A 13,212-nucleotide genomic window follows, 5' to 3' on the forward strand; every position below is an offset into this window, starting at 1 on the left:
GCACGGTGGCCGACGCAGGGTGCGCACGGCCACCATCCGCTACCGCGGTCCTGGCGAGCGCACCGGACAGGGCCACGTCGGCTCAGCCCACCGCCAGCAGGCGGGCATAGAGCGGTATGCCCACCACCACGTTGAAGGGAAAGGTCACCGCCAGCGCCGCCAGCATGGCCAGGCCGATGTCCGCCTCCTTGATGGCGGCGCCGATGGCGGCCGGGGCCGCGATGTAGGAGGCGCTGGCCACCAGGGTCACCAGGATCAGTGCCGAGCCCGCCGGCAGCCCCAGCAGCCAGGCCGCGCCCATGCCGATGCCGGCCAGCACCAGGGGGGCGAGCACGGCAAACAGCATCACCGGCCAGCGCCGCCAGGGCACCGGGGTGAGCGCCTGGGCGGTGCACAGCCCCATCTCGAGCAGGAACAGCGCCAGCAGGCCCTTGAAGGCGGTGATAAAGAGGTCGCTCACCGGCGCCGACTGCTCCGGGCCGTAGAAGTAGCCGATCAATACCCCGCCGGTGAGCAGCACCACGCCCCGGCTGGTAAGCGCCTCATGCCACACCGCCGCCTTGCTGCCGGTATCCTGCCCCGACAGGGTCTTGTACAGGTAGATGGCGACGATGATGGCCGGCAGCTCCAGCAACACCAGGTAGAGGGTGGTTTGCGGGGCTATCTCCAGTTGCAGGCTCTGGGCGTAGGCCAGGGCCACCGCGAAGGTACCGGCGCTGACCGAGCCGTAGTGGGCGGCGATGCTGGCGCTGTTGGCGCTGTTCAGCCTGAGCAGCTTGCGCGCCACCGGGTAGCACAGCAGCGGGATCAGCACGCCCAGGGCGGCCACCGCCAGCAGCTCGGGCAGCAGCCGCCAGTGCAGGTTGCCGTGCAGCGCCAGTCCGCCCTTGAAGCCGATGGTGAGCATCAGCAGTATGCTGAGGGTGTCGTAGGCCGCCTTGGGCACTTTCAAATCCGAGCGGGCCAGCCCCGCCACCACTCCCAGCGCAAAAAACGCCACTACAATATCCGGCATCAGATCCTCTCTTGATGATGTGGCCCGCCCATTTCCGGACACGGCCGGGCCCGCCGTTGCGGCCCGGGGCATCAACGGGAAGAAAAGGGTCACCGGCGTGATAAGGAGTCGGGCGAAGCCTTGCTTGACAGATGCGGACATTGTGCGGCGCCGGCGCTATAGTTACCAATAAATGTTAATAACAGTGGATATAGATAATCATCTATGAACATACGCCACCTGACCTTTCGCCTGCTGCAGGTGTACGTGGCCGTGGTGCGGCTGGGCTCGGTGTCCCGCGCCGCCGCCCAGCTGCACCTGACCCAGCCCACCGTGTCCCAGCAGCTCAAGCGCCTGGCCGAGGCGGTGGGCGAGCCCCTGCTCGACAGCCAGGAAGGACGCATCCGCCCCACCGCCGTGGGCACCGAGCTCTACCACGCCGCCCTCGACGCCCTCTCCCGCTTCGACGACTTCAACGGCTTTTTGCAGGACGCCCGCCAGGGCACCCGCGGCGGCTTCAGCATCGGGGTGGTGACCACCGCCAAATACATACTGCCGCGCCTGCTCGGGCCCTTTAACCGCCGCTTTCCCGAGGTGGAGGTGTCCATCAGCGTGGGCAACCGGGGCTACATCCTGGAGCGCCACCGCCACCAGCAGGACGACCTGTACCTGTTCAGCCATCCGCCCGCCGGCGAGCACACCCTGAGCGGCCGCTTTATCCGCAACCCGCTGGTGCTGATCACCCCGCCGGACCACTGGGCGGTGCAGACGCCACCGACGGACTTTTCCGCCCTGCTGGGCGAGCGCTTTCTGCTGCGCGAGCCGGGCAGCGCCACCCGGCTGGTGTTCGAGGAATGGCTGCGCAACCACAACCTGCAGCTGAAGCGGGTGATGCAGATAGAGAGCAACGAGGTGGTGCGCATGAGCGTGGAGCAGGGCCTGGGGCTGGCGGTGCTGTCGGAGCATACCCTGGCGGAAGGCGAACACCGCCTGGGCCGCCCGGCGCTGCCCGAGTTCCCGCTCACCAGCCACTGGTACCTGGTGTGCCACAACAACCGCCGCCTGCCCTACCCGGCGGCGAATTTTGTCCGCTTTATCAACGACAACCTGGCAAGCTGCATCGACAGCCGCTATATCCACAATGACCTGGCCAGGCTGCTGGCCCATCTCCACCCCCCGGGCAAGGGAGCCTGAGCCATGAAGATAGATCGCCAACAACTGGAGCAGGCGGCCCGCCGGGGCCTGCTGCACGCGGAGCAGGTGGCGCCCCTGTGGCAGTTCCTCGAGCAGGACGCCCCCGCCGGCTTTCGCTTCGCCCATCTCCTCTATTACCTGGGCGGCCTCATCGCCATCGGCGCCATGACCCTCTTTATGACCCTGGGCTGGCAGCAGTACGGCGGCTGGGCCCTGGCGGGTCTGGGCGTGCTCTATGCCCTGCCCGCCCTGGCCCTGGCCGAAGGGCTGCAGCGCCGGCGGCTGTGGGTGCCGAGCGGCATTCTCGCCGCCTTGGTGATCTGCCTGACACCCCTCACCCTGTACGGCCTGCAAGTTGCCCTGGGCTGGTGGGATCCGGCGCTGGACTACCGTCAGTACCACCGCCTCATCCACGGCCGCTGGCTGAGCCTGGAGCTGGCCACCCTGGCGGTGGGCGCCCTGATGCTGTGGCGCTATCGCCAGCCCTTTCTGCTGCTGCCCCTGGCCGCCACCCTCTGGTATATGAGCATGGACCTGAGCCTGTGGCTGAGCGGCCGGGATGTCGCCAGCTGGGAATTTCGCCAGTGGGTGTCGCTCTGGTTCGGGTTATTGATGGTGCTGCTGGCCTTTTGGGTGGACATCCGCAACCGCAGCCGGCGGGACTTCGCCTTCTGGCTTTATCTGTTCGGCGCCATTACCTTCTGGGGCGGGCTCTGCCTGCTGACCGACAACGGCGGCGGCGAGCGACTGCTGTTTTTACTGGTCAACCTGCTGATGATAGCCACCGGCACCCTGCTGGCCCGGCGGGTATTCGTCGCCCTGGGCGGCCTGGGCCTGGCCTGGTACCTGGGCTGGCTGGCCTGGGAGGTGTTCGAGGACAGCCTGCTGTTTCCCCTCGCCCTCACCGCCATCGGCCTGGCCGTGATGGGCCTCGGCATCCTCTGGCAGCGCCACCAGCAGCAACTGACCGAGCGCCTGCAACGGCAGTTGCCCGCCGCGCTGCGCGAACTGCTGGCGAGAAGGGAGTAGTATGCAGGCATTGATCACGTCGGCAAAGCGCATCGTAAAGGCGCACTCTCCGTTGCCCTTTTCGGTGTATTCGTCCGGCCAGGAGCAGCACATCCTCAATGTGCCGGTGAACAAACCCTTGCTGGTTTGTGTGCTCAACGGCCACAAACAGCTGGGCAGCCAGGGCGCGACCCATTGCCCGGCGGGCAGCTTTGTCTTTTTATCCAACCGCCCCGGCATCGACATGCGCAACATTCCGGCCGGAGCGGAATATTTCGCCCTGCTGCTGGCATTCGAGCAGGAAGACTTCGATGGCTTCACCGGCCGCCGGGCCAGCGCCCGGACGCACCTCCAGGGCCCCCTCCAGCCCTTGCTGACAGATGCGCTCAGGCAGTTGATCGAATGGTCGGCCTATGCCCCGCCCGAGCTGTGGGGGCTGAGGCGCCGGGAAATCCTGCACACCCTTCACCACCTGGGCCACTGGGAAGTGGCCGCCCTGGCCGCGCCGCCCAGCCTCGGGTACCGGGTCCAGTGCCTTATCGGCAGCCGGATGGCGGAAGAGGTGGGCATGCCGTTTGTGTCTGCTGCACTGGCGATGAGTGAATCCACCCTGCGCCGGAAGCTGGCCCATGAGGGAACCAGCCTGCAGGCCATCAAGGACAGGGTGAAACTGGGCCACGGGCTGCATTTGGTGCAGACCACCGCCAGCCCCATCGGGCTGATTGCCGAGCAATGCGGCTATCATTCCCAGTCTCGCTTTACCGACAAGTTCAAGTCGCTGTTCGGCCTTACGCCGACCGAGCTCAGAAAAACCAGAATGATTGAAACGGGCGAATGAATGAAGGATTGGGTGCTAACCCGGGCCCGGATGCCCCCCTATGATCGGCCTCTCAAACCAAGGTGTTTTCAGGAGGCTCTTATGCTCACTCACGCAAAAAAATGTTCCCTGGCGGTGCTGGCCGCACTGGCTTGCGGCCCGGCCCTGGCCGGGGAATTCACGCTGACCAGCACCGACATCGCGCCCGGTGAATTCATGGCCAGCGCCCAGGAATTTCAGGGCTTCGGCTGCACGGGCGGCAACCTGTCGCCCCAGCTTTCCTGGTCCGGTGCCCCGCAAGGCACCCGCGCCTTCGCCATCCTGGCCTATGATCCGGACGCCCCGACCGGCAGCGGCTGGTGGCACTGGCAACTGGTGAATATCCCCGTGGACGTGCGCTCCCTCCCGGCCGGCGCCGGCGACCCGGGCAAACAGCTGGCCCCCGCCGGCAGCCTCCAGACTGCCAACGACTACGGCAGCCCGGGCTTCGGCGGTGCCTGCCCGCCCCAGGGGCATGGCACCCATCGCTACCAGTTTACCCTGCATGCCCTGTCGCAACCGCTGGACTTGCCCGACAATCCCTCCGGGGCCCTGGTGGGTTATATGGTGCAGGCGCACTCGCTGGGCTCCAGCACCATAGAGGCGTTATACCGGCGCGACTGACCCAGCACGCCCGCACCGGCCCGCGCAGAACGGCCGGGCTGAGCCGATTAGGTAATCCATTCGGCTCATCACTACCTGAGCGTGACGCCCCTCCTCACCCCCGCCGCGCGGCCTTGGGGGTGATGCCGAACCGGGTCTTGAAGCTGCGGCAGAAGTGGGCCTGGTCGTTGAAGCCCCATTTATAGGCGATATCGGCCAGGGTGCGGCCGGAGCCGCCGCGGCGGATGTCGGCCTCGGCGCCCTGCAGGCGCAGTTCGCGGATCCACTGGCCGACGCTGAATTCCTGGCCCTGGAACAGCTTGTGCAGATAGCGGGTGGAAATGCCGCAGGCGGCGGCCACCTGCTCGGGGTTGAGGCCGGGCTCGCGGATATGCTCGCGAATGTACTGCTCCACCCGCTGCAGGTGCACCTGGCGCAGGCCGCTGTCGTCGCTGGCGATGGCGCGCGGGTCCCCTTCCACCGCCAGGGCGAACAGCTCGATCAGCTGGCGCATCAATAGCGCCGCCTGGCGGTCGTCCAGGCAGGCCACCTGGTTGGTGATGCTGCGAAAATAATCGAAAAACACCGCCCCCAGTCCCTGGCTACGGTCGAACTCGCTGAACAGGTAGCGCTCGGGCAGGCGCAGCCGGGCGCGCAGCAACGAGCCGGGCACCCGCACCACCCACAGGCTGTTGTCCTGGCCGTATTCGAATTCGTAGGGCTTGTCGCTGCGCTCCAGGATAAAGCCGCCGGGCCGGCAACGCACGCTGCGCCGCTCCTGGCTGAAGTGCACCTCGTGGCGCTCGGGAAGGGTGATCAGGAAGTGGTGGTCTTCGTGCCGGTTGATGTGCTGTTTGAGGCGGCGGTAGCAGGTGGGCGAGGTGCTGAGAAAGGAGATGCCGAAGGGCGCCACGTCCCAGCGCCACAGCTGGCCGTAAAAGCGCTGCTGTTCGGTAAAGTGCAGGGCCAGGTCGAAATAGGTGCTTCCGATCACCCCGCGCCAGTAGTCCTGCCGCTCCTGCACCGGCAGCAGGCTGGTCTGATGGCATGAATGCATGCTCGCTCCTTCGCAAATCCATTGCGTCTGATCCGGTCAAAAAACCGCCGGGCCATGGTAAACCCGGGCCGGCGGCAATCACAAGGGACAGGTGATTAAGTTGTGACCTTACTTCAGCCGGGTCAGCCGGTAGCAGTTGTTGGGCTCCAGCACCAGGCACCAGCCCGGGCGTACCACTATGTTGGTGGTGGGCTCTTCCACCACCGCCGGGCCCACGATTTCCAGCCCCACGTCCAGCCGCTCGCCGCTGTACACGCCGGTTTCCACCCAGTGGCCGTCGGCGTCGAACAGCATGGGCCTGTGGCCGGTCAGGGCGTCGGCCAGGGTCTTGCCCACGGGGGTGCGATGCTGCACCGGCGGCTTGCTCACCCGGCCGGTGAGGGTGGACTCGATGTTCACCAGCTCCACCGGGTTGTCGGGCTCGCTGTAGGTGTACAGCTCCTCGTGGCGGCGGTGGAAGGCGGCCAGCATGGCGTCCACCGTTTCCGGGGTGATCTCGCCGCCGGGGATCTCCACCGGGCATTCGTGGATCTGGCCCTGGTAGCGCATTTCCACGCTGCGGCCGAGGCCGATGTCACCCAACTGGAAGCCGTCGGCCAGCAGGTGCTCGGTGCCCTGGCGCTCCAGCTCATGGAAGCGGGCGTTGAGGCTGGACAAGTCCGCCTGCCGGTGGATGGGCATGGGCTCCGAGGCCAGGTAGTTGTAGCGCACGTCCGAGATGATCTGGCCGAAGGCGCAGAACACCGAGGCCACCTTGGGCACCAGCACGGTGCGGCTGCCGATTTCCTCGGCCAGGGCGGTAATGTGCATGCCCGCCGCCCCGCCGGCGCACACCAGGGCGAAGTCGCGCGGATCATAGCCCCGCTCGATGGACACCCGGCGGATGCCGTTGACCATGTTGAGGTTGACGATGGTGCTGATGCCGTAGGCCGCCTTTTCCACGCTGATGCCGAGCGGCTCGGCCACGTGCTTTTTCACCGCCTGCCAGGCCGCGTCCCGGTTCAGGCGGATGGTGCCGCCCAGCACGGCGTCCGGGTTCAGGTAGCCCAGCACCAGGTTGGCGTCGGTCACGGTGGGGCGGGTGCCGCCCTTGCCGTAGCACACCGGCCCGGGCGTGGCGCCGGCGCTCTCCGGACCCACCTGCAGCATGCCGTATTCGTCCACCCGGCAGATGGAGCCGCCGCCGGCGCCCAGGGTTTCCACCTGGATCATGGGCACGCCGATGCGGTAGCGCAAAAAGTCGATGTCCTTGCTCAGGTTGGTGTGGCTGTCCTTGGTGAGGGTGATGTCGAAGGAGGTGCCGCCCATGTCCACGGTGATCACGTTGTCGATGCCGAAGGGCCGCGCCACGTAAAGCCCGGCCTGGGGCGCCGAGGCCGGGCCCGAGTTGATGGCGTTCACCGCCCGCCCCTGCATGGCCTCGCCGATGGCCAGTCCGCCGTTGGACTGGAAGTAGCGCACCGGGTAACGGGCACCCAGGCCCCTGAAGTAGTCGTCGATGCGCTCCACGTAGCGACGCATCACCGGGCTCAGGTAGGCGTTGACGATGGTGGTGGAGGTGCGGGTGTATTCACGGATCTGCGGATACACCTCGCTGCCGGTGCACACGAAGACCCCGGGCAGCAGCGCTTGCACCAGCTCCCTGGCGCGGCGCTCATGGGCCGGGTTGCGCACCGACCACAGGAAGGAGATGGCCACGCTCTCCACTTCCTGCTCCCTGAAGTAGGCCAGGGCCTCGCGGATCTGCTGCTCGTCGAGGGGGCTGTGCTCGGTGCCGTCGGCCAGGAAGCGGCCGCCTATGCCCCGGCGCAGGTGGCGCGGCACTATCATGTGGGCCGGCGGAAAATCGGCCTCGTAGCGGTAGCCCTCCTCCTTGTGGCCCAGGCGGATCTCGATGCTGTCTTCGTGGCCGCTGCTGCACAGCAGGCCCACCTTGACGCCCTTTTTCTCGATCAGGGCGTTGAGCGCCACCGTGGTACCGTTGATGCACAGATCGCATTCCTGCACTATCTGGCTCACCGGCTTGTTCAGCGCCTCGGCAATCTGGCCCAGGCCGTGGCGGATGGCGATGGTGCCGTCCTCGGGGGTGGACGGGCTCTTGAATACCCGGATGCTGCCGTCGTTCTCGGCCAGTACGAAATCGGTGAAAGTGCCGCCGGCATCCACGCCCAGACGATATTTGCTACGCATAATCAGTTTCCTTACCAGTTGATGAGTTCAGCCGCGCAGGCGCTCGGTGCGGGCCCAGTTCACGCTCAGGCCGTCGGGGTTGAGCGCCACGCCGTATTCCAGCTCGGCCGCCTCCCGCGACACCAGGCCGTTGCGCACGTCTTCCAGCACCGCCCTGGGATCCCGCTCGAAGGCCGGGCCATAACCGCCGCCGCCGGGGTTGATGTTGGTGATCCGCTCGCCGGGCTTGATGGTGAGCATGGTGTTGTGTCTGTGCACCTGCCGGCCGTCGGGCCGGGTCACCACCAGCTTGCCGAGCTTGGGCTCCAGCAGCCGGTTCTCGGCGCCCGCCGCGCCCATGGTGGGGATCTGGCGGCCCTCGCCGAAGGCGATCACCTGCATCTCGTGCTCCCTGGGCTCCACTTCCCAGGCGGTGCCCGAGCCGCCCCGGTACTTGCCGGCGCCGCCGCTGTCGGGCACCAGGCCATAGCGGTGGATGATGATGGGGTAGGAGTACTCCAGCAGTTCGATGTCGCCGGAGCTGAGCGCGCCGAAGCAGCACAGGGGCCCCACCGCGTGCCAGCCGTCCATCACCTGGGTGGCGCCGGCGCCGGAGATGATGGAAGCCAGCACCATGGTCACGTACTGCTCGCCGCTGCGCGGGTCGATGCCGGCGATGTTGATGCCGCTGGCATGGCCCCAGGAGGCGGTCACCCGCTCGGGCGCGGCCTGCTCCAGGGCCATGCGCACCGCGTCGGTCAGGGTTTCCATCGGGGTGGTGGTGCAGTTCACGTGGGGCGCCGGCTCCACCGCGTTGCACAAGGTGCCCCTGGGCCCCAGATCCACGGTCACGCAGCGGTACAGGCCCTCGTTGTAGGGCGGCGGCAGCTGGGCGAACATCATCAGCCCCAGGTAGACGCCGGAGAGCGAGTTGCCCTCGTAGGAGTTGATGAAATAGGGGATCTGGGGCGGACTCTGCACCTCGATGTGCAGCCGGTCGCCGCTCACCGTGATGGTGCTGGTGATCGCCATTTCGCCAAAGCCGTGGCCGGCGTCTTCCAGCACGGCACAGCCCCGGTAGACGCCGTCCGGCACCGCGCGGATCAGGGCGCGCATCTGGCGGTCGGCCATGTCTTTCAGCTCGGCAATGCAGGCCCGCACCGTGTTCACGCCGTACTTGTCGAGCAGGGCCAGCAGGTTGCGCTCCCCCACCCGGCAGGCGCCGAACTGGGCGTTGATGTCCCCTTCCTGATCCCGGCGGGCACGCATGTTGGTGAGCAGCAGGTTGATCACGTCGTCCCGGCGCTTGCCCTTCTCCCACAGCTTCACCGGCGGAATACGCAGGCCTTCGGCGTAAATTTCCTTGGCATCCGGGTTGTAGCCGGCGGGCACCGGGCCGCCGATGTCGGTAAGGTGGCCCTTGCACACCGTCCAGAACACCAGCTCGCCCCGGTAGAACACCGGCTTGTACATGCAGCAGTCGAGGATGTGGCTGCCCTTGTAGGCCGGATCGTTGTGATAGATGACGTCCCCTTCGTGGATGTCGTCGCCGAAGTGCCCGGCCACCGCCTTCATGGCCGGGATCAGCGAGCCCAGGTGGATGGGGATGTCCTGGCCCTGGAGGATCATCTCGGGGAAATGGTCGAACAGGGCGTTGCTGTAATCGTGGGCCAGGTTGAACACGCTGGAGCGGCCGGTCTTTTCCAGGGTGAGGGTCATTTCCCGCTGGGTGGTTTCGAGCGCTCCGCGCACCACCGCCAGGGTGATTGGGTCTACATGTGTGGCCATCGTCTACCTTCCGTTTTATGACTGGCTGAACAGGGTCGTTAACAAGCTGTTACCACTCGTTTTCGCCGCCAGTATAAAAGTGACGCCGCCCGCCCGAATTGACGCTGGGCGCACCGGCTTTTGACCCTGGGCGCACCCGTTGCGGCCGGGTTCGGGAACCCAGGGCCGGATAGCCGGGAGCCGGGTTCACTGGACTCCCGCCTTCGACGGAAGGGAACGCGGGAGTGACGGACAGAAAGCAGGAGTGACTTCAACACCGTCATGCTCGCGAAGGCGGGCATCCAGGGCAGGGGGCACGGGTTTTGACAACGCCGCCGGGTCTGCAGGCGCACATCCAGATCCTGTCCATTTCCCTGAAAGACAAGGGTGAGTGCGCCCGGATGCAATTTTCCGTCCCCCGGCTTGCCTTACGCTGCCTTGGTTAACAAGGGCTTAACAGGGGTTAGGCCCGCCTCGCCACGAAAAGGAGCTTCTTTATGGCAAACCTGTCCAATCCGGACCCCGACTTTACCCGCGGCCCCGTGCCCGCCTCGGCCCGCATGTCCCGCTTCGGCCTCACCATGGCCTGGTGGTCGGTGTGCAGCGCCATGTTCTGGCTGGTGGTGGCCGCCACCCTGGCCATCCACTATGGCACCCTCAATACCCTGATAGGGCTCGGCCTGTCGACCCTGTGCTATGCCCTGATCAACGCCGTGCTCAGCCGCCACGCCATCCGCACCGGGCTGTCGGTGGGGCTCTTTTCCCAGACCCTGCTGGGGCGCTCGGGGGCGGCCCTGGCCACGCTGATCTTTTTCGCCACCGCCATCTATTACGGGGTGTTCGAGGGCTCGGTGATCGCCGTGGCCATCCAGGGCTACTTTCCCGCTCTCAGCCTGAACCAGGCCTACCTGCTGGTGGTGCTCTACAGCGTGCCCCTGGTGCTGGGCAGCGTGCAGCGCTGGCTGGACAAGCTCAACGGCGTGCTGCTGCCCTTCTATCTCCTTGGCCTGGCGGCGGCGGTGCTGATGACCCTCGACAGCTACGGCTACAGCCACGCCTGGCTCGAGCTGGGGCCACAAGGCGGGGCGCCGGCGGACGGCTGGTGGCGCTGTTTCAGCTACTTCATGGGGGTGTGGATCCTGATGATGTACACCTGGGACTATGCGCGCCTGGGCCGGCAGGAGGACGCCGACTACCACGCCCGCATCAACTTCGGGCTGCCGTTTTACCTGTTCACCTTTGTGCTCAACGGCGTGGCCGGCATTTTCCTCGCCGCCAGCATTCCCACCGAGGGGCCGGTGACCGAGGTATCGGTGGTGCTGGCGCTGCTCAAGCTGATGGGGTTCTGGGGCCTGGCATTCGTCTGGGTGAGCCAGACCCGGATCAACACCGCCAACTTCTACCTGGCCACGGTCAACCTGCAAAGCTGCCTGGAAAAGGGCCTGGGGCTGCGGCTGCCCAAGCTGGCCTGCGGCGTGCTGGTGGGGGTGGTGGTCTATCTCTTGATGCTGACCAATGTGTTCGATTTTATCCTGCAGGCCCTGGCCTATCAGGGCATATTCGTGGTGGCCTGGGTGGGGCTGGCGCTCGGCCATATCTTCTTCGACCCGGCCACCCTGCGCTACGGCGGCCAGGCGCCCCGGCTGCGCCTGGCCGGCCTGGGCGCCTGGCTGGCGGCCACCTTCCTCGGCATCGGCTGCATGGAAGCGGGCGAGCAGTGGAGCCACCTGTCGGCGCCCCTGTCCTTTGTCACCGCCTTCGGCCTCTACAGCCTGCTTAACCGGCGTTCAGCCCGCCTGGCTGCCGCACAACAGTCCTGAGGCCGGCGCGCTTTCGATATCCAGCGACAATTGCAGCCGGCACAGGGTGTCCGGCTGCAACGCCTGGCCCTGGCGCTCGTCGTTGAAGCCCTGCTCCAGGGCCTTGAGGGTGCCGTCCCCGGCCAGGCTCACCAGGGTCTGGGCCCGGGTGCCGTAGCCGGGGTGCACGATAAACACCGCCGACAGCGCCCGCTCCCACTCCAGAGCGATGCCGGTATCCGGCAGCGCCTCGTCCGCCGCCCGCGTCTTGTCGCCCAGCAGGGCCAGGGCCTCGGTTTCGTCATGGTCGGTAGCCAGGCTCGCCAGCCCCTGTTTCAACCGCTCCACCTTGGGCCAGGGGCTGTCCAGCACGGCGTTGGACAAGCCATAGAGCCCGGGCGCCAGCGGGCGGGCATCGGCGCCGGGCCGGTTGCCGCCGTACCAGAGTTCCCCACCGCGCAGATCCCCCACCAGCAGGTTGAAGCCCTGGTAGGCGTCGCGCCGGGCCATCACTCCCGCCATATAGTCTTGCGGGCTCAGGCTGCCGGTCAGAAACTCCGCCACCAGCTCGCCCCGGGAACGGGCCTCCGCCAGGGGCGCGGCGCGGCCATCCCTGTGGTTGGTGATGGCGGCCAGCCGACCGTGGCGCGTGACCCCCAGCCAGCTGCCACCCGCCTGCAGATCCCGCCCGCCCCAGACATGGGGGTGGTCCGGCCACCAGCCGGCCGGGGCCGTGGGCCTGTGGTAGAATTCGTCACGGTTGGCGAGCAGCAGCAGCGGGCGTCGGCCCCCCGGCTGCCAGGAAAAGGCGATAAGGCACAAGGTGCGGGACCCTCGGTTCGATGGCGTTGCCTTCTACCTTACCCCCGGGCAGGCAGCGGCGCCAGTCTAAGGCTGCCCGGGCTCGTCGCTTCTCACCCGCAGGAAGCTGGCGAAGCGCGGCAGACCGGTGGCGGTTTCGCCCCGGTAGCGATAGCTGACGGTGCTGCCCGGCGGTGGCGGCCGGCGACGCTGCTCGTCACTGAAGCCGGTGCCCAGCCGGAAGCGCCGGCCGTCCGGGGTTTCCACCAGGAGTGCCCCCAGCATGCCTTCATATTTGCCCTGGCCGGGCAGGTGCGCCAGCACCACCGCCTCGGCGTCCCGGTGGCGCTTGAGCTTGAGCAGATCCTCGTTGCGACCCGGCAGGTAACGGCTTTGGCGGTGGCGCAGCATCAGCCCCTCCCCGCCCCCGGCCTCCACTTCCGCCAGCCAGGCCGACAGGGCGGGCCGATCCGGCACCCGCCGCTGCTCCACCAGTTCGAGGTGGGGCGTATCTAGGGTGGCGAACAGGGCCTGCAGCGCCGAGAGCCGCGCCTCGAAGGGCAAGTCGCTTGCAGGCAGGTCGAACACCATAAAGCGGATCTGCCGCCATTCATCGTCGAGGGGGACAAAGCGACGCACGGCGGCGGACAGCTCGCTGAAGCGGCCCCGACCCAGCCACAGCTCGCCGTCGAGGGGCGTGGCGGGAAAACCGGCCAGGAACCAGCCCGGCGCCGAAAAGCGGTGGCCACCGCGGGACAACAGCTCACGGCCATTCCAGTAGGCGCGCACCCCGTCGAGCTTTTCGCTCACCCGGTAAAGGGCCGTGTCCTGCTGCTGGTACCAGCCCGCCAGTTGCAGCGGCGGGGGCGCAAGCCCCTGGACCTCGCCGGCGACCCACACCAGGCCCAGGGGCACTAACCATGCGTGTTTCATAAGGGCTCCTCCCTGCCTGCCACCAAGCTTA

The 13,212-nt window shown here is 67.0% G+C and carries 11 protein-coding genes; 5 read left to right on the plus strand and 6 right to left on the minus strand.

Annotated elements, in window-relative coordinates; all coding sequences use genetic code 11:
• Positions 1-82: 82 nt before the first annotated feature.
• A complete protein-coding gene (locus AN401_RS10730) occupies positions 83-1,015 on the minus strand; it encodes a sodium-dependent bicarbonate transport family permease (RefSeq protein WP_096779336.1) in 933 nt (310 codons plus the stop codon).
• 204 nt (positions 1,016-1,219) lie between these two features.
• On the opposite strand from AN401_RS10730, the gene AN401_RS10735 reads away from it, so the two are divergent.
• From AN401_RS10735 to AN401_RS10750, 4 genes are all read left to right on the plus strand, one after another.
• A complete protein-coding gene (locus AN401_RS10735) occupies positions 1,220-2,188 on the plus strand; it encodes a LysR family transcriptional regulator (RefSeq protein ID WP_096779337.1) in 969 nt (322 codons plus the stop codon).
• Between the two features lie 3 nt (positions 2,189-2,191).
• A complete protein-coding gene (locus AN401_RS10740; protein ID WP_096779338.1) occupies positions 2,192-3,217 on the plus strand; it encodes a DUF2157 domain-containing protein in 1,026 nt (341 codons plus the stop codon).
• Position 3,218: 1 nt separating this feature from the next.
• Positions 3,219-4,034 carry a helix-turn-helix transcriptional regulator gene (locus tag AN401_RS10745; RefSeq protein WP_096779339.1) on the plus strand — a complete coding sequence of 272 codons (816 nt, stop codon included), beginning with the start codon at positions 3,219-3,221 and terminating at the stop codon, positions 4,032-4,034.
• A gap of 81 nt (positions 4,035-4,115) precedes the next feature.
• Positions 4,116-4,676 (plus strand): YbhB/YbcL family Raf kinase inhibitor-like protein, encoded by a 561-nt coding sequence (locus AN401_RS10750; RefSeq protein WP_096779340.1) that lies wholly within the window; start codon positions 4,116-4,118, stop codon positions 4,674-4,676.
• Positions 4,677-4,770: 94 nt separating this feature from the next.
• On the opposite strand, the gene AN401_RS10755 is transcribed toward AN401_RS10750, so the two are convergent.
• From AN401_RS10755 to capB, 3 genes are all read right to left on the minus strand, one after another.
• Positions 4,771-5,712 carry a helix-turn-helix domain-containing protein gene (locus AN401_RS10755; protein ID WP_096779341.1) on the minus strand — a complete coding sequence of 314 codons (942 nt, stop codon included), beginning with the start codon at positions 5,710-5,712 and terminating at the stop codon, positions 4,771-4,773.
• A 108-nt stretch (positions 5,713-5,820) separates the two neighbouring features.
• Complete coding sequence (gene capA, locus AN401_RS10760; protein WP_096779342.1) at positions 5,821-7,902, minus strand: caprolactamase subunit alpha; 2,082 nt, start codon at positions 7,900-7,902, stop codon at positions 5,821-5,823.
• A 27-nt stretch (positions 7,903-7,929) separates the two neighbouring features.
• Positions 7,930-9,669 carry a caprolactamase subunit beta gene (capB, locus tag AN401_RS10765; protein ID WP_096779343.1) on the minus strand — a complete coding sequence of 580 codons (1,740 nt, stop codon included), beginning with the start codon at positions 9,667-9,669 and terminating at the stop codon, positions 7,930-7,932.
• 476 nt (positions 9,670-10,145) lie between these two features.
• Here capB and AN401_RS10770 point away from each other — a divergent pair, with 476 nt between their 5' ends.
• Positions 10,146-11,468, plus strand: coding sequence for a purine-cytosine permease family protein (locus AN401_RS10770; protein ID WP_096779344.1), 1,323 nt, complete (start codon positions 10,146-10,148; stop codon positions 11,466-11,468).
• Here AN401_RS10770 and AN401_RS10775 read toward each other — a convergent pair.
• Both AN401_RS10775 and AN401_RS10780 read right to left on the minus strand, forming a co-directional pair.
• A complete protein-coding gene (locus tag AN401_RS10775; RefSeq protein ID WP_096779345.1) occupies positions 11,436-12,269 on the minus strand; it encodes an NRDE family protein in 834 nt (277 codons plus the stop codon). The genes AN401_RS10770 and AN401_RS10775 overlap by 33 nt on opposite strands.
• A 66-nt stretch (positions 12,270-12,335) precedes the next feature.
• Entirely contained in the window at positions 12,336-13,181 is an 846-nt protein-coding gene (locus AN401_RS10780; protein ID WP_096779346.1) for a DNA ligase, read from the minus strand.
• Positions 13,182-13,212: the final 31 nt, after the last annotated feature.

Origin of the sequence: Zobellella denitrificans (genome assembly GCF_002407485.1) — a bacterium.
Taxonomy (GTDB): Bacteria; Pseudomonadota; Gammaproteobacteria; order Enterobacterales; family Aeromonadaceae; genus Oceanimonas; species Oceanimonas denitrificans.

What these genes read in the sequence shown, in the direction of transcription:
- AN401_RS10730 (WP_096779336.1), bottom strand. Translation starts at nt 1,015, where the DNA reads ATGCCGGATATTGTAGTGGCGTTTTTTGCGCTGGGAGTGGTGGCGGGG.
- AN401_RS10735 (WP_096779337.1), top strand. Translation starts at nt 1,220, where the DNA reads ATGAACATACGCCACCTGACCTTTCGCCTGCTGCAGGTGTACGTGGCC.
- AN401_RS10740 (WP_096779338.1), top strand. Translation starts at nt 2,192, where the DNA reads ATGAAGATAGATCGCCAACAACTGGAGCAGGCGGCCCGCCGGGGCCTG.
- AN401_RS10745 (WP_096779339.1), top strand. Translation starts at nt 3,219, where the DNA reads ATGCAGGCATTGATCACGTCGGCAAAGCGCATCGTAAAGGCGCACTCT.
- AN401_RS10750 (WP_096779340.1), top strand. Translation starts at nt 4,116, where the DNA reads ATGCTCACTCACGCAAAAAAATGTTCCCTGGCGGTGCTGGCCGCACTG.
- AN401_RS10755 (WP_096779341.1), bottom strand. Translation starts at nt 5,712, where the DNA reads ATGCATTCATGCCATCAGACCAGCCTGCTGCCGGTGCAGGAGCGGCAG.
- capA (WP_096779342.1), bottom strand. Translation starts at nt 7,902, where the DNA reads ATGCGTAGCAAATATCGTCTGGGCGTGGATGCCGGCGGCACTTTCACC.
- capB (WP_096779343.1), bottom strand. Translation starts at nt 9,669, where the DNA reads ATGGCCACACATGTAGACCCAATCACCCTGGCGGTGGTGCGCGGAGCG.
- AN401_RS10770 (WP_096779344.1), top strand. Translation starts at nt 10,146, where the DNA reads ATGGCAAACCTGTCCAATCCGGACCCCGACTTTACCCGCGGCCCCGTG.
- AN401_RS10780 (WP_096779346.1), bottom strand. Translation starts at nt 13,181, where the DNA reads ATGAAACACGCATGGTTAGTGCCCCTGGGCCTGGTGTGGGTCGCCGGC.